This is a genomic window from Pseudomonas khavaziana (genome assembly GCF_019145205.1).
Classification (GTDB): Bacteria; Pseudomonadota; Gammaproteobacteria; order Pseudomonadales; family Pseudomonadaceae; genus Aquipseudomonas; species Aquipseudomonas khavaziana.
In genome coordinates this window covers 572,161-588,467 of record NZ_JAHSTT010000003.1, presented here as the reverse complement: position 1 = coordinate 588,467, position 16,307 = coordinate 572,161, and the positions used below count along the sequence as shown (strand labels likewise).

Sequence of the window (16,307 nt, the reverse complement as noted above, 5' to 3'; positions counted from 1 at the left end):
ATGCACCCTCACAGTAGTCAGGATATGACCGAGCCAGAAGACCCCAGCCGCGAGCGTCTCAAGCAGCATTTTGCCCAGCGGGTAATTCATCAGGCACGTCAAATTCTTGAGATCTGGCAGCGCCTGCAGCGCAGCGAATGGTCGAATGCCGATTTCTCCGAACTCAGCGAAGCCAACCTGCGCCTGCTGCGCTTTGCCGAGCGTTTCGAACAGCCGGAACACGGCCAGCTGGCCCGGCATATCGGTGAATCCCTGCAGGCTGTGGACGAAAACCGCGGCCGTCTGAGCAGCCAGTTGATTACCGAGCTCAACCGCCTGATGCAACGCCTGTCGCGCACCGGCCTGCGCCAGGGCGACCAGCTTGAGCAAACCTTCCTGCCGCCGATGCGCAAGCCCATTTACGTGATGCTCGCTGACCATGATCGCGCCGAACGCCTGGCCAAGCAGCTGGAATTCTTTGGCATGAGCGCCCAGTCCCTGGACAGTGTCGCGGCCTTTCGCGCGTCCATGGCGGAGCGCCTGCCGTCGGCGATTGTGATGGATGTGGACTTCTGCGGCACAGGCCTGGGCCTCAAGCTCGCTGCCGAAGCCCAGGAGGGCCTGGAGCAAAAGCTGCCGCTGCTGTTTTTCAGCCTGCACGAAACCGACACCCCGACGCGCCTGGCTGCCGTGCGCGCTGGCGGCGAGGAGTTCCTCACCGGCACCCTGGAAGCCTCCAGCCTGCTGGAAAAGATCGAAGTGCTCACCTGCATTGCCCAGTACGAGCCGTACAAGGTGCTGATCATTGACGACTCGCGGGCCCAGGCGTTGCATACAGAACGCCTGCTCAACAGCGCCGGCATTGTCACCCGCACCCTGATCGAACCGATCCAGGCCATGGCCGAGCTGGCGGATTTCCAGCCCGACCTGATCATCCTCGACATGTATATGCCTGCCTGTACCGGTACCGAACTGGCTAAGGTAATCCGCCATAACGACCGCTATGTCAGCGTGCCGATCATCTACCTGTCGGCCGAAGACGACCTGGATAAACAACTGGACGCGATGAGTGAAGGCGGCGACGACTTCCTCACCAAGCCGATCAAGCCGCGCCACCTGATCACCACCGTGCGCAACCGCGCAGCGCGGGCGCGCAACTTGAAGGCGCGGATGGTGCGCGACAGCCTGACCGGGCTATACAACCATACCCATATCCTGCAATTGCTCGAAGACTGCAGCTTCCGCGCCCGCCGCGAGAACAAGCCGTTGAGCTTTGCCATGCTGGATATCGACCACTTCAAGCGGGTCAATGACAGCCACGGCCACCCCATGGGCGACCGCGTGATCAAGAGCCTGGCGCTGTTTCTCAAGCAGCGTTTGCGCAAGACCGACTATATTGGCCGTTATGGCGGTGAAGAATTCGCCATCGTCATGCCCGACACCGACCTGGAATCGGCCTGCAAGGTGCTGGACGAGATTCGCGGGCGCTTTGCAGAAATCCACTACCCCGCCCAACCCCAGGATTTGTGGTGCACCTTCAGCGCCGGCCTGGTGGAGCTATGCGACGACTCCGACAGCCTGATGATGGCTGCCCAGGCCGATGAAGCGCTGTACCGCGCCAAGGGCGCCGGGCGTAACCGCGTACAAGCGGCCCGCACATCAAAGCAAAGTGCCATCTTTTCACCGGAATCCACCGAATCGGTCATAACTCTGTAACGCAGGCGCAATAACTTCAGGCACTTATCTTTTGCCGTCGGTTGAAACCCCGCATGCGCCTCAAGCTGCTGACCAATCTCAATACCCTTCTGCTGGTGGCCGTTTGCCTGGCCCTCGGCGCTACGCTTTGGTGGTCGCAACGGGCGCTGGAGCGTCCGTATTTATTGATGGAGCGTTACCTGGGTCTGTCCCAGGTGTTTCAAAATCAGGCGGCACGCAATATCGACGACTACCTGGCCAGCGGCGATGCCCTGCGCCTGAGCAGCGCCAGCCAGAGCCTGGAAAGCCTGTTGCAGCAACTCGCCGAGCTGCCGGCCGAGCTGGCGCAAACCCTGCGCCCCAGCCTGGCGGACCTGGAAACCTTCAGCAAGACAGACCTGCTGGCCGCCGGCAAATTGGCCGGCGACCCGCAAGCGCTGCTGTTGCAGGCCGAACGCGAACTGGGGGCAAACCTGGAGCAACTGAGCCAATACGCCAGCGGCGTCAATTCCGCCGATGCAGCCCGCTACCTGCCAGCGCTGCTCGCCGCCTCGCAACACCTGGGCAAGCTGTCCCTGGCGCGGGACAAGCTGGTGAGCAGTGGCCGCGCCGAGCTGGCTGATGAGGTGGAGCGAGAGATCGCCAATATCCGTATCCAAGCCGACCTGCTGGGACAATTACCGTTGCTTGGGGTCAAGGCCAGCGCCGAATCCAACACCGATGATTTCTCTGCACTGATGGGCCTGGAAAACACCGAAAAAACCGAAGCCCAAGATACTGGCGTCGATCTCAAGCGCGAACTCAATAGCCTGCTGACCCGTTACCCCGCCGAACTCAAGCGCACCCGGGAGCAGATCCAGCAACGCGCCGACCTCGCCGCCGGCACCCAGTTGAAGATCGCCAGCGTGCAGCAAGCCATCGCCGGACTGGAGCCAGTGGTGCGCGCGCAACACGCCAGGATCCAGGGCGAAGTACGCGTCATCCAAGGCGTGATGATTGGCCTGATCCTGCTGATCGCGCTGCTGATCGACACCCTGCAACGCCGCCTGGCACGGGTACTGACCAACCTGGCACCGGCCTTGTCCACCTGGGCCGAAGGCGACTTCAGCCAGCCCATTGCCTTGGGCAGGACCAACCGTGAACTGCACGCTATCGAAGCCTCCCTCAACCGTTTGCGCGCCTACCTGGTGGACCTGGTGGGCACCATTCGTGGCAACGCCGAAGAAGTCGCCGGCAGCAGCCGCGCCCTGGCCGAACTGAGCAGCGGCCTGCACGACGGCGCCGAACGCCAGGCCGGCGATACCGCGCAGATCCGTGATTCCCTGGGTGAACTGGAAGCCACCATCCAACAGGTAGCCGGTGATGCCAGCCAGGCCGCCGGCGCCAGTCGCAACGCCGGCCAGGCGGTGGAGCAAGGCCAGCGGGTGATCGGCCTGAGCCTGACCGGGCTGCATGCCCTGGTGGGTGAAGTGCAGCAAAATGCGCAGATGATCGAGAAACTCGCAGAAGAATCCGCCACCATCGGCGGTGTGCTTACGGTGATTCGCTCGATTGCCGACCAGACCAACCTGCTGGCCCTCAACGCCGCCATCGAAGCCGCCCGTGCCGGTGAAGCCGGGCGTGGTTTCGCCGTGGTGGCCGACGAGGTTCGCTCGCTGGCCCAGCGCACCGCAGGCGCCACCGCCGAAATCCAGGGCTTGATCGCCGGCCTGCAAACCGCCGCCCATCAATCGGTGCAAGGCATGCGTGCGCAGGTCGAACACGCCGAAGCCACCGCCCAGCAGGCTCAGGCGGCGGATGGCGCGCTGGATGAAATCGTCGGGGCGATCCAGACGATTTCCGAAACTGCGGTGCGCATCGCCGATGTGACCGCGCAGCAGAGTGGGGCCGTGAGTGAGATTCGCGATAACAGCGAGCGGATTCACCAGTTGGGTGAGGACAACCTGCTGCGTATCGGTCAGGGGCGTAGCCAGGGCGAACACCTGCTGGTGCTGGGTGGGCAGCTCAACACTGCCGTACAAGCCTTCCGCGTCTGACCCGATGTCCCGCCCTGTGGTAGATCGAATGTGGGAGGGGGCTTGCTCCCGATCGCGGTGGATCAGCTACAGGTATTGAGACTGACCCAATGTATCGGGAGCAAGCCCCCTCCCACATTTGATCTTCAGTGGATTCAAGACCGTGTCAGGCATGACTGGATCTTGGGCCACAGTCACAAATTTTGCGCAATCCTCGCTAATCGTGCTGCCTACTGCATAGAACTGGACAGTCACAAAGGCTTTGCGGCATAGTCGCCGGGTTCTGACGCACCCATACCCATAACAAGGAACAGCCGATGGCGACCTTACTGGTTCTTCACGGACCCAACCTGAACCTGCTCGGCACCCGCGAACCGGGCGTCTACGGGGCAGTGACCCTCGACCAGATCAACCTTGACCTGGAAAAACGGGCCCGTGTTGCCGGCCACCATCTGCTCTACCTGCAAAGCAATGCCGAGTACGAATTGATTGATCGAATCCATGCCGCGCGTGGCGAAGGTGTGGACTTTATTCTGATCAATCCCGCCGCTTTTACACACACAAGCGTTGCATTACGTGACGCGTTGCTGGCGGTGAGCATCCCATTCATCGAAGTGCATTTGTCCAACGTGTACAAACGCGAACCTTTCCGCCATCACTCTTACTTCTCCGATGTAGCGGTAGGAGTGATCTGCGGCCTTGGCGCCAGCGGTTACCGACTGGCCCTGGAGGCCGCCCTGGAACAGCTTGAAGAACAGGCCAAGCGCCCCTGACCGACCCTTGGGAGTTGATGATTCATGGATATCCGTAAAGTTAAGAAACTGATCGAACTGCTGGAAGAATCCGGTATCGACGAGCTGGAAATCAAGGAAGGCGAAGAATCCGTACGGATCAGCCGTCACAGCAAGACCCCGGCCCAACAGTTCTACGCACCGCAGATGCAAGCACCGGCTCCTGCCGCTGCCGCGCCTGCCGCCGCTCCAGCAGTTGCCGCAGCCCCTGCTGCCCCAGCCGCACCCGCGTTGAACGGTTTCGTGGTCAAGTCGCCCATGGTCGGTACGTTCTACCGCACCCCGGCACCGACCTCGCCAGCCTTCGTTGAAGTGGGCAAGACCGTGAAAGTGGGCGACACCATCTGCATCGTCGAGGCGATGAAGATGATGAACCACATCACGGCCGAAAAAGCCGGCGTCATCGAATCCATCCTGGTGGAAAACGGTCAGCCGGTTGAGTACGACCAGCCGCTGTTCACCATCGTTTGAACCGCGGAGCACCTTCGATGTTGAAACCTGCGAAGAAACTGCAAAAAGTCCTGATCGCCAACCGCGGCGAGATCGCGCTGCGTATCCTGCGCGCCTGTAAGGAAGAGGGCATCAAGACCGTCGCTGTTTACTCGACGGCCGATACCGAACTGATGCACGTGAAACTGGCGGACGAAAGCATCTGCATCGGCCCGCCACTGGCTGCGAACTCGTACCTGAAGGTCTCGAACATCATCGCCGCGGCCGAAGTGACCGGCGCTGATGGCATCCACCCGGGCTACGGCTTCCTCGCGGAAAACGCCGATTTCGCCGAACAGGTGGAAAAATCCGGGTTTGCCTTCATCGGCCCGAAAGCCGAAACCATTCGCCTGATGGGCGACAAGGTATCGGCCAAGGACGCCATGATCGCTGCCGGCGTGCCAACCGTTCCAGGTTCTGACGGCCCGCTGCCGGAAGACGAGGAAACCGCCCTGCGCATTGGTCGCGAAGTCGGTTACCCGGTGATCATCAAGGCCGCCGGTGGCGGCGGTGGTCGCGGCATGCGCGTGGTGCACAAGGAAGAAGACCTGATCGAAGCCGCCAAGCAGACCCGCTCCGAAGCGGGCGCCTGGTTCGGCAACCCGATGGTCTACCTGGAAAAATACCTGACCAACCCACGTCACGTGGAAGTCCAGGTACTGTCCGACGGCCAGGGCCACGCCATCCACCTGGGCGACCGCGATTGCTCGCTGCAACGTCGTCACCAAAAGGTATTGGAAGAAGCCCCGGCACCGGGCCTCGACGAGAAAGCCCGTCAGGAAGTCCTGGCACGCTGCGTCAAGGCGTGCATCGACATCAACTACCGTGGCGCCGGTACCTTCGAGTTCCTCTACGAGAACGGTCGTTTCTACTTCATCGAGATGAACACTCGTGTGCAGGTAGAGCACCCGGTATCGGAGATGGTCACCGGTATCGACATCGTCAAGGAGATGCTGAGCATCGCCGCCGGCAACGTGCTGTCCTTCACCCAGGACGACGTGAAGATGCACGGCCACTCCCTGGAGTGCCGGATCAACGCCGAAGACCCGAAAACCTTCATCCCAAGCCCTGGCCTGGTCAAGCATTTCCACGCGCCCGGCGGCAACGGCGTACGTGTGGACTCGCACCTGTACAGTGGCTACAAGGTTCCGTCCAACTACGACTCGCTGATCGGCAAGCTGATCACCTGGGGCGCCACCCGCGACGAGGCCATGGCCCGTATGCGCAACGCCCTGGACGAAATCGTGGTCGACGGCATCAAGACCAACATCCCGCTGCATCGGGACCTGGTTCGTGATGAAGGCTTCTGCGAAGGTGGTGTGAACATTCACTACCTGGAACACAAGCTGGCCAACCAGTAAGTGCTCCACCCAACAAAGCCGCCTTCGGGCGGCTTTGTTGTTTCTGCACACCTGTTTTCCAGGATGGACACTGTCCAAATGTGGAAGGGGGCTTGCTCCCGATTGCAGTGTGTCAGCCTCAGTATCTGTAACTGATCCACCGCTATCGGGAGCAAGCCCCCTCCCACATTTGGTCCGCGCTCATTCAGTAATGTCGTCTTCTGGCGTGCTCTCGCGTAAACTTGCGCGCTTTCGCGGCCTACTCGCTGCACATTCATTTTTTCAAAGGTGCCCGCCATGCCTTGGCTGCAAGTCCGTCTCGCCATCAGCCCAGAACAAGCCGAAACCTATGAAGACGCGTTCCTCGAAGTGGGCGCCGTGTCGGTGACCTTCATGGACGCCGAAGACCAGCCGATCTTCGAACCTGAACTCAACACCACGCCGCTGTGGTCGCACACCCATTTGCTGGCCCTGTTCGAAGACGGCACCGAGGCCGCCAGCGTCCTGGCCCATATGGAGCTGCTCACCGGCGCGCCGCTGCCCGAGCATCACAGCGAAGTAATCGAAGACCAGGACTGGGAACGCAGCTGGATGGATAACTTCCAGCCCATGCGCTTCGGCCAGCGCCTGTGGATCGTACCGAGCTGGCACGCCGCCCCGGAGCCTGGCGCCGTCAACCTGCTGCTGGATCCGGGCCTGGCGTTCGGCACCGGCACCCACCCCACCACCGCACTGTGCCTGGAATGGCTGGACGGCCAGGACCTGACCGACTGTAACGTGCTGGACTTCGGCTGCGGCTCCGGGATCCTGGCGATTGCCGCCCTGCTGCTGGGCGCCAAGGAGGCCGTGGGCACCGACATCGATGTGCAGGCCCTGGAGGCCTCCCGCGACAACGCCGGGCGCAACCACATCGCCGAAGGCAAATTCCCACTCTACCTGCCGGAGGATCTGCCGCAGGTACAGGCCGATGTGCTGGTTGCCAATATCCTCGCCGGGCCATTGGTTGCCCTGGCGCCGCAATTGTCCAGCCTGGTCAAGCCCGGCGGGCGCCTGGCGCTGTCGGGTATCCTCGCCGAACAAGGTGAAGACGTCGCCGCAGCCTACGCCCAGGATTTCGAATTGGACCCGATCGCCAACCGTGATGGTTGGGTACGCATCAGTGGTCGTCGGCGCTAGAATGAGCGCTTGCCTGAATCGGATGACCGCATGACCGACAGCTTCGTCACCCAGTGCCCGCACTGCCAAGCCCGTTTCCGCGTCAACCATGCGCAGTTGAGCGCGGCCCGTGGCGTGGTGCGCTGCGGCTCGTGCCTGCAAGTGTTCAACGCCGCTCGCCAATTGCTGGAGCAACGCGCTCATGCGCCTGCAACCCAACCGGAGCTACCGGCTGGCGCCGAGCCAGCCGATAGATCGACTGTCGAAGCGACACCCGAGCCACCGCGGGCAATCAGCCAAAAACAGTGGACGGCCGAAGAGCTGGACCTGGATAACCTGGACAAGGAACTGGCCAAGCTGGAACGTCGCGAGCCCCTGCACACCCAGCCACTGGATGCAGAACGTCGCCAACCAGGCGCCGAGCGTCGGCAAAAGGAAGAGTCTTTCAGCGCCAGTCGCGATACGGTGAAGGCCGAAGAAGAAAAATGGGCCGCCAGCCTGTTCAGTGAGCCACCCGAGGAGCGCACCCTGGCACCTGAAGACCTGCCAGAGCCGGCCAGGGCGCAGGCGGCCAACCAGCGCACCGAACCGTCCATGTCGATCCATTCCGACGATCTCAACGACGACGCCTCCCCTGGCGATGACAACCCCGACCCGCCGCTGACGCCTGTTACCGACGCGGGAGGTGAGTCTGAACCCGACGATCGTCTGCCGTCACGCCGCAAACGCTCGCGCCCGGAAGCCGCCATACACGACGACCTGCTCCAGGACCTGGAAGACGATCCGCTGCACCTGTATGCGCAGAAACGCCCGTCAGGCTGGGGCCGCCGTTTGATCTGGATACTGCTGGTAGTGCTCGCCGCCGCAGGCCTGGCAGGCCAGTACATCGCCTACCAATTCGACGACCTGGCCCGCCAGGACGCCTACCGCCCGTGGTTCCAGCAACTGTGCCCGAAACTGGGCTGTACCGTGCCATCGCGGGTCGATATTGCCCACATCAAGAGCAGCAACCTGGTGGTACGCAGCCATCCGGACTTCGCCGGGGCGCTGGTGGTGGATGCGATCATCTATAACCGTGCGACCTTCTCCCAGCCCTTCCCGCTGCTGGAACTGCGCTTTGCGGACTTGAACGGCAGCCTGATTGCCAGTCGCCGCTTCAAACCCGCCGAATACCTGAGCGGCGAGTTGGCCGGCGTCAGCGAAATGCCTTCGCAGACGCCGATCCACATATCCCTGGATATCCTTGATCCAGGCAACAGGGCCGTGAATTACAGCCTGAGCTTCCATTCGCCCGAGTGAACCTGTGCACATCCCGAAGTTTGACGGCGGATGATTGACTTTGTCGCCATCGACCAAACCGATGGCGATAAAAAAGTAACTGTTCAGATTTTATCCAATTCAGCCTTTAACCAGTCATCGAGAGCGGGTATCATGCCAACCCTTTTTCGAACTCTAATGATCCGGCCCCACAACAGGGAAGTCCTATGTCGGCGGTACGCATCGGCCCATACACATTGCAGAACGGCTTGATCCTCGCCCCGATGGCGGGAGTCACCGACCAGCCCTTTCGTCAGCTGTGCAAACGTTTGGGCGCGGGCCTAGTAGTCTCTGAAATGGTTACCAGCGACATGAGTCTGTGGAACACCCGCAAGTCGCGGATGCGCATGATCCACGAAGGTGATCCCGAGCCACGCTCGGTGCAGATCGCCGGTGGTGACGCACAGATGCTGGCGGACGCGGCCCGGGCCAATGTGGAGCTGGGTGCGCAGATCATTGATATCAACATGGGCTGCCCGGCCAAGAAGGTCTGCAACAAGGCCGCCGGCTCCGCCTTGTTGAAGGATGAGCAGTTGGTCGCCGAGATCCTGCAGGCCGTTGTCGCCGCAGTGGATGTGCCGGTGACCCTGAAGATCCGTACCGGTTGGGACCGGGACAACAGGAATGGCCTGACGGTGGCGAAGATCGCTGAACAGGCAGGTATTACAGCGCTGGCGGTGCATGGCCGCACCCGCGCCGACCTTTACACCGGTGAAGCCGAGTACGACACCATTGCCGCGATCAAGCAGGCCGTGTCGATGCCGGTGTTTGCCAATGGCGACATCGACTCAGCCGAGAAAGCCCGGCGCGTGCTGCACGCCACCGGTGCCGATGGTTTGTTGATTGGCCGGGCCGCCCAGGGGCGGCCGTGGATTTTTCGTGAGATCGAGCACTTCCTGCGTACCGGCGAAGCCTTGCCGGCACCGGAACTGAACGAGGTGGAACGTATTCTGCTAGAGCATCTGGCCGCCCTGCACGCCTTCTATGGGGATGTGATGGGGGTGCGCATTGCTCGAAAGCATGTCGGCTGGTATCTCGCCACCTTGCCGGGCGCCAAGGAGTTCCGCGCCCAGTTCAATCGTTTGGATGAAACGCAGGCACAGGTCGCCACCGTTCGTGAGTTCTTTGCCGAACGTGACAAGAGCCTGGGAACAGGGGATGGAGAAGGGGTGGCCGCATGACGACGATGACCGAGACTTTAGTGAGTGGAACAACACCCGTGAGCGACAACGTCAATTTGAAACAGCACCTCAACACGCCCAGCGAAGAAGGCCAGACCCTTCGCGGGAGTGTCGAGAAGGCGCTGCACAATTATTTCGCCCACCTTGAGGGCGCTTCCGTCACGGACGTGTACAACCTGGTGCTCTCCGAAGTCGAGGCGCCCTTGCTCGAAAGCGTGATGAACTACGTCAAGGGCAACCAGACCAAAGCCAGTGAGCTGCTGGGCCTCAACCGTGGCACCTTGCGCAAAAAGCTCAAGCAGTACGATTTGCTGTAAGCATTCAATCAAACCAGAAAGGCGCCCGCGTAAAACCGGTCGCCTTTTTTGCTGACTCCTTTGCTTTTGATGGAAATTGAAATGACCGACCAGACTACCCGCCTGCCGATCCGCCGCGCCTTGATCAGTGTATCCGACAAGACCGGGATCCTTGAATTTGCCCGGGAGCTGGAAGCCCTGGGTGTGGAAATCCTCTCCACAGGCGGGACCTTCAAACTGCTGCAGGACAACGGCGTGGCCGCAGTGGAAGTGGCGGACTACACCGGTTTCGCAGAAATGATGGACGGTCGCGTCAAGACCCTGCACCCGAAAATCCACGGCGGTATCCTCGGCCGTCGCGGCATCGACGACGCCATCATGAACGAGCACGGCATCAAGCCGATCGACCTGGTGGCCGTTAACCTCTACCCGTTCGAAGCCACTATCAACAAGCCAGGCTGCGACCTGCCGACCGCCATCGAAAACATCGATATCGGTGGCCCAACCATGGTCCGCTCGGCCGCCAAAAACCATAAAGACGTGGCCATCGTGGTCAACGCCGGCGACTACGCCCAGGTTTTGGAAGGCCTCAAGGCCGGTGGCCTGACCTACGCCCAGCGCTTCGATCTGATGCTCAAGGCGTTCGAACACACTGCCGCCTACGACGGCATGATCGCCAACTACATGGGCACCGTGAACCAGGCCGCCGAAACCCTGAGCACAGAAGGCCGCAGCCAGTTCCCGCGCACCTTCAACAGCCAGTTCATCAAGGCCCAGGAAATGCGCTACGGCGAGAACCCGCACCAGAGCGCGGCGTTCTACGTGGAAGCCAAGCCTGCCGAAGTGGGCATCGCCACCGCGACCCAGCTGCAAGGCAAAGAACTTTCCTACAACAACGTGGCCGATACCGACGCCGCGCTGGAATGCGTGAAGAGCTTCGTCAAGCCGGCCTGCGTGATCGTCAAGCATGCCAACCCGTGCGGCGTCGCCGTCAGCCCGGACGCTGAGGGCGGTATCCGCCAGGCCTACGAACTGGCCTACGCCACCGACACCGAATCCGCGTTCGGCGGCATCATCGCCTTCAACCGCGAGCTGGACGCCGAGACCGCCAAGGCCATCGTCGAGCGCCAGTTCGTCGAAGTGATCATCGCCCCAAGTGTCAGTGAAGAAGCCCGCGCCATCGTCGCCGCCAAGGCCAATGTGCGCCTGCTGGCCTGCGGCGAGTGGTCGGCCGAGCGCGCTGCTGCCTGGGACTACAAGCGCGTCAACGGCGGCCTGCTGGTACAGAGCCGCGACATTGGCATGATCGGCAGCCAGGACCTGAAAGTGGTCACCCAGCGTGCGCCGACCGAGCAAGAGATCAACGACCTGATCTTCGCCTGGAAAGTGGCCAAGTACGTCAAGTCCAACGCCATCGTCTACGCCAAGAACCGCCAGACCATCGGTGTCGGTGCCGGCCAGATGAGCCGCGTGAACTCGGCGCGTATCGCCGCGATCAAGGCTGAACACGCCGGTTTGCAGGTGGCGGGGTCGGTCATGGCGTCCGATGCGTTCTTCCCTTTCCGCGATGGTTTGGACAACGCCGCAAAAGCCGGCGTAACCGCCGTGATCCAACCGGGTGGCTCGATGCGTGATGCTGAAGTCATCGCCGCCGCTGATGAAGCGGGCATCGCCATGGTCTTCACCGGCATGCGCCACTTCCGCCACTAACAGCACCGTTTCTCTACTGTAGGAGCGAGCTTGCTCGCGAAAAACTCAAAAACGCCACGGGGTGTCAGTTTCCCCTCGTCATCGTTGACGACCTTCGCGAGCAAGCTCGCTCCTACAGAGAAGCACAGCGTTTCTCAGAGGTTTTTGAAATGAATGTTTTGATCATTGGCAGCGGTGGCCGTGAACACGCCCTGGCCTGGAAAGTTGCCCAGGACCCCCGGGTCCAGAAAGTCTTCGTCGCCCCCGGCAACGCTGGCACCGCCATTGAAGCCAAGTGCGAAAACGTCGCCATTGACGTCCTGGCCCTGGAACAACTGGCAGATTTCGCCGAGAAAAACGTCGCCCTGACCATCGTCGGCCCGGAAGTGCCATTGGTGGCCGGCGTCGTCGACCTGTTCCGCAGCCGTGGGCTGGATTGCTTCGGCCCCACCGCTGGTGCCGCCCAGTTGGAAGGCTCGAAAGCCTTTACCAAGGACTTCCTGGCACGCCACAAGATTCCGACCGCCGACTACCAGAACTTCACCGAGATCGAGCCGGCCCTGGCTTACCTGCGTGAAAAAGGCGCGCCGATTGTGATCAAGGCCGATGGCCTGGCTGCCGGTAAAGGCGTGATCGTCGCCATGACCTTGCAGGAAGCCGAAGACGCCGTGCGCGACATGCTCGCCGGCAATGCCTTTGGTGACGCCGGTTCCCGTGTGGTCATCGAGGAATTCCTCGACGGCGAAGAAGCCAGTTTCATTGTGATGGTCGACGGCAAGAACGTGCTGCCAATGGCCACCAGCCAGGACCACAAGCGTGTCGGTAACGGCGACAGCGGCCCGAACACCGGCGGCATGGGTGCTTACTCCCCGGCGCCGGTAGTGACCAGCCAAGTTCACCAGCGCGTCATGGACCTGGTGATCTGGCCGACCGTGCGTGGCATGGCCGACGAAGGTAACGTCTACACCGGTTTCCTCTACGCCGGCCTGATGATCGATAAAGCCGGTAACCCGAAAGTCATCGAGTTCAACTGCCGCTTCGGCGATCCGGAAACCCAACCAGTGATGCTGCGTCTGCAATCGAGCCTGGTGCTGCTGGTGGAAGCGGCACTGGCCCAGGCGCTGGACAAGGTCGAAGCGCAATGGGACCCGCGTCCCAGCGTCGGCATCGTGCTGGCTGCCGGCGGCTACCCTGCCGATTATGCCAAGGGCGATGTGATCGAAGGCCTGGAAGCGGCCGCTGGATTGGAAGGCAAGGTGTTCCATGCAGGCACCGCGCTCAAGGACGGCAAAGTTGTAACCGCAGGTGGCAGAGTGTTGTGCGCCACCGCGATGGGTGCCAGTGTCGATGCCGCGCAACAGCAGGCGTACAAGCTGGCCGCGAAAATCGACTGGAAAGGTTGCTTCTACCGCACTGACATTGGCTACCGCGCCATTGCCCGTGAACGTGGTGAGAACATCTCGTAGCTATCCGTTCGGTTAGGTAAGGGCCTCTGGCCCTTGCCGTACACATGTCGCCCCGCGCATAGTTAACCCGTGCAATCAACCTACGAAGGGATTTCGCCGTGCGCTGGCTCAGGATCGCCATAGGTTTCACAGTCAGTCTGCTGACCCTGCTCTGCTTGCTCCCGGCCCAGGCCGCCACGCAAGGCAGTGGTTGGGCAGTATTGCTTGACGAACAGGCCGACCTGCAACTGAGCGACATCCGTTCTGCCCGCTACACCAATCAATTCAGCCCCATCGAACTGGACCGGATCACTGCCGCGCAGCCGGACGGCGCGCTGTGGGTGCGCTTCAGGCTGCAACCGGGCGAGCACGAGCAAGTGCTGCGGGTCTTTGCGCCGGACCTGTCCAGCCTGGGCCTGTATGTGCTGGACGGCGACACCCTGGTAGAGCAGCAAACCACAGGCACACGCCAGCCCCAGTCTGAACGCCCGTTGCCCAGCAGCGACTTCATGCTGCCGATGCCCCAAAGTCCGCGCCCCCTTGAGGTGTACCTGCGGCTGGTCTCGGAACACGAGTTGCGCCCCTACATTACCTTGGAACCGGCCGTACTGGCCGCCGCCAACCAGAACCAGACACTGATCTACGGCCTGCTGTTCGGCGTGCTGCTCATGCTGATCCTGCACAACCTCACGCGCTTCGCCTACCATCGCTCGCGCAGCAGCCTATGGTTGGCCGCCTGTGAATTTCTGTTGATGCTCAGCCTGGCGCTGCTCCTCAATCTGGTAGGGCCATGGCTGCCGAACTGGCATGCGATCCAGACCCCCGGCGCATACCTTGCCCTGCTGCTGACCGCCCCCTGCGGCTTGATGTTTGCCTACCGTTTCTTCATGCCCCTGGGCCCGCACCCGCTGAACAAGCTGTTGATGGCCGACATCCTGCTGATCGTGCTATGCGGCTTGTTGCTGTTGTTCGTCAATACCCTGCCACTGAACATCATCACCTATGCGCTGGTGGCGCTGGCCGGCCTGAGCATGCTGTTTGTCTCGGCCTACCACTGGCAGAAAGGCTACCGCCCGGCGCGCTTGTTCGTGGCGGCGATGGTGGTGTTCAACATCGGCACGCTGATCATCCTGCCCGCCCTGCTCGGCCTCACACTGGTGGCGCCGCAAGGCTTGATCGTCACCCTGCTGGGCTTTATCTGCATCAGCGGCCTGCTGATGAGCCTGGCCCTCGGCGAGCGCCAGCGCGCAATTGTCGAAACCCGCTTCAGCGTCAGCCGCGACCTGGCAGCCAGCAACGCCGAAATCGCCGCCAAGGCCGAGTTCCTGGCGAAGATCAGCCACGAGATCCGTACGCCCATGAACGGCGTGTTGGGCATGACCGAACTGCTGCTGGGCACGCCTTTATCGGTGAAGCAACGCGACTACGTGCAGACCATTCACAGCGCCGGCAACGAATTGCTCACCCTGATCAACGAGATCCTGGATATTTCCAAGCTCGAGTCCGGCCAGATCGAACTGGACGATGTGCAGTTCGACCTCAATGCGCTGATCGACGACTGCCTGAGTATCTTCCGCGCCAAGGCCGAGCAGCAGAATGTCGAGCTGATCAGCTTTATCCAGCCCCAGGTGCCGCGGGTGATCAGCGGTGACCCGACGCGCCTGCGCCAGGCGTTGTTGAGCCTGCTGGAAAACGCCCTGCACAAGACCGATGAAGGCGAAGTGCTGATCGTCGTGGCCCTGGACGAGCGCAGCGCCAAGCCACGCTTGCGTATTGCTGTGCAGGACAGCGGCCTGCCCATGGAAGCCGCCGAGCGCGACGCCCTGCTGCACAGCGAACTGCACAGCAAGAACTTCCTTTCGGCGACGCGCTTGAGCGGCCACCTGGGCCTGGTTATCGCCCGCCAACTGATCCTGTTGATGAACGGCGAGTTCGGTATCAAGAGCGGCAGTCACCAGGGCAGCACCTTGTGGCTGACCCTGCCCCTGGACCCGGAACGCCTGGAACACCCGACCTCCGACCTCGACGGCCCACTCAAGGACGCGCGCGTGCTGGTGGTGGACGACAACGACACCTGCCGCAAAGTGCTGGTGCAGCAATGTACCGCCTGGGGCCTGAACGTCAGCGCCGTGCCTTCCGGCAAGGAGGCCCTGGCCCTGTTGCGCACCAAGGCGCACCTGCGTGATTACTTCGACGTGGTGCTGCTCGACCAGAACATGCCCGGCATGACCGGCATGCAACTGGCGGCGAAGATCAAGGAAGACCCGAGTCTGAACCACGACATCCTGCTGATCATGCTCACCGGCATCAGTAACGCGCCGAGCAAGATCATTGCGCGTAACTGCGGGATCAAGCGCATCCTCGCCAAGCCGGTGGCCGGTTACACCCTCAAGACCACCCTGGCCGACGAACTGACCCAGCGCAGCAAAGGCGCGGCTTTTCCACGCCCTGCACCCAGCGTACCGGCAGCCGTGAGCGTGCCCGGCGATTTCCGCATTCTGGTGGCCGAAGACAACAGCATCTCCACCAAAGTGATACGCGGCATGCTTGGCAAGCTCAACCTCAACCCGGACACCGCCAGCAATGGCGAAGAAGCGCTTGAGGCAATGAAAGCCCGGCGTTACGACCTGGTCTTGATGGACTGTGAGATGCCGATCCTCGATGGTTTCTCTGCCACGCAGCAACTGCGCGCGTGGGAGGTCAGTCACCAACGCGTGCGTACGCCGGTGGTAGCGCTCACCGCGCATATCCTCTCGGAACACAAAGAGCGTGCACGCCAGGCCGGCATGGACGGGCATATGGCCAAGCCGGTGGAGTTATCGCAGTTGCGTGAGCTGGTGGACTATTGGGTAGCGCAGCGCCAACAGCGCCCGGAGCATGCTTCGTCATAATTTGAAATGCGATCAAAGGTGGGA

Annotated in this window: 12 protein-coding genes and 1 pseudogene; 12 read left to right on the top strand and 1 reads right to left on the bottom strand. The window is 61.7% G+C overall.

The window, feature by feature from the left end; translation table 11 throughout:
• Positions 1–24 precede the first annotated feature (24 nt).
• The 10 genes from KVH01_RS10605 to purH all read left to right on the top strand — a co-directional run bounded on the left by KVH01_RS10605 (position 25) and on the right by purH (position 11,968).
• Complete coding sequence (locus KVH01_RS10605) at positions 25–1,695, top strand: response regulator (protein ID WP_217881383.1); 1,671 nt, start codon at positions 25–27, stop codon at positions 1,693–1,695.
• 53 nt (positions 1,696–1,748) lie between these two features.
• On the top strand, positions 1,749–3,710 hold the full coding sequence (locus KVH01_RS30820) for a methyl-accepting chemotaxis protein (RefSeq protein ID WP_217881382.1): 1,962 nt from the start codon (positions 1,749–1,751) through the stop codon (positions 3,708–3,710).
• Between the two features lie 296 nt (positions 3,711–4,006).
• The gene (gene aroQ / locus KVH01_RS10595; RefSeq protein WP_043049480.1) at positions 4,007–4,462 is read left to right on the top strand and encodes a type II 3-dehydroquinate dehydratase; all 456 of its coding nucleotides are present in this window, start codon (positions 4,007–4,009) and stop codon (positions 4,460–4,462) included.
• A gap of 24 nt (positions 4,463–4,486) precedes the next feature.
• Positions 4,487–4,951 carry an acetyl-CoA carboxylase biotin carboxyl carrier protein gene (gene accB, locus KVH01_RS10590; RefSeq protein WP_043049479.1) on the top strand — a complete coding sequence of 155 codons (465 nt, stop codon included), beginning with the start codon at positions 4,487–4,489 and terminating at the stop codon, positions 4,949–4,951.
• 17 nt (positions 4,952–4,968) lie between these two features.
• Positions 4,969–6,330, top strand: a complete 1,362-nt coding sequence (gene accC, locus KVH01_RS10585) for an acetyl-CoA carboxylase biotin carboxylase subunit (protein WP_043049478.1) — start codon at positions 4,969–4,971, stop codon at positions 6,328–6,330.
• Positions 6,331–6,606: 276 nt separating this feature from the next.
• On the top strand, positions 6,607–7,485 hold the full coding sequence (gene prmA / locus KVH01_RS10580) for a 50S ribosomal protein L11 methyltransferase (protein ID WP_043049477.1): 879 nt from the start codon (positions 6,607–6,609) through the stop codon (positions 7,483–7,485).
• A 30-nt stretch (positions 7,486–7,515) separates the two neighbouring features.
• On the top strand, positions 7,516–8,763 hold the full coding sequence (locus tag KVH01_RS10575) for a DUF3426 domain-containing protein (protein ID WP_217881381.1): 1,248 nt from the start codon (positions 7,516–7,518) through the stop codon (positions 8,761–8,763).
• A gap of 185 nt (positions 8,764–8,948) precedes the next feature.
• Positions 8,949–9,962: a tRNA dihydrouridine synthase DusB gene (dusB, locus tag KVH01_RS10570; RefSeq protein WP_043049475.1), complete on the top strand. Its 1,014-nt coding sequence runs from the start codon at positions 8,949–8,951 to the stop codon at positions 9,960–9,962.
• The gene (fis, locus tag KVH01_RS10565; protein ID WP_043049474.1) at positions 9,959–10,279 is read left to right on the top strand and encodes a DNA-binding transcriptional regulator Fis; all 321 of its coding nucleotides are present in this window, start codon (positions 9,959–9,961) and stop codon (positions 10,277–10,279) included. Before dusB ends, fis begins: the two co-directional genes overlap by 4 nt.
• A gap of 81 nt (positions 10,280–10,360) precedes the next feature.
• Entirely contained in the window at positions 10,361–11,968 is a 1,608-nt protein-coding gene (gene purH, locus KVH01_RS10560) for a bifunctional phosphoribosylaminoimidazolecarboxamide formyltransferase/IMP cyclohydrolase (RefSeq protein ID WP_217881380.1), read from the top strand.
• A 14-nt stretch (positions 11,969–11,982) separates the two neighbouring features.
• On the opposite strand, the pseudogene KVH01_RS29800 reads toward purH, so the two are convergent.
• A pseudogene (locus tag KVH01_RS29800) lies at positions 11,983–12,096 on the bottom strand (outer membrane lipoprotein carrier protein LolA); the annotation flags it as partial.
• Positions 12,097–12,117: 21 nt separating this feature from the next.
• Here KVH01_RS29800 and purD point away from each other — a divergent pair.
• Together purD and KVH01_RS10550 are read left to right on the top strand one after the other, a co-directional pair.
• Positions 12,118–13,413, top strand: a complete 1,296-nt coding sequence (purD, locus tag KVH01_RS10555) for a phosphoribosylamine--glycine ligase (protein WP_217881379.1) — start codon at positions 12,118–12,120, stop codon at positions 13,411–13,413.
• 98 nt (positions 13,414–13,511) lie between these two features.
• The gene (locus tag KVH01_RS10550) at positions 13,512–16,283 is read left to right on the top strand and encodes a hybrid sensor histidine kinase/response regulator (RefSeq protein ID WP_043049471.1); all 2,772 of its coding nucleotides are present in this window, start codon (positions 13,512–13,514) and stop codon (positions 16,281–16,283) included.
• Positions 16,284–16,307 lie beyond the last annotated feature (24 nt).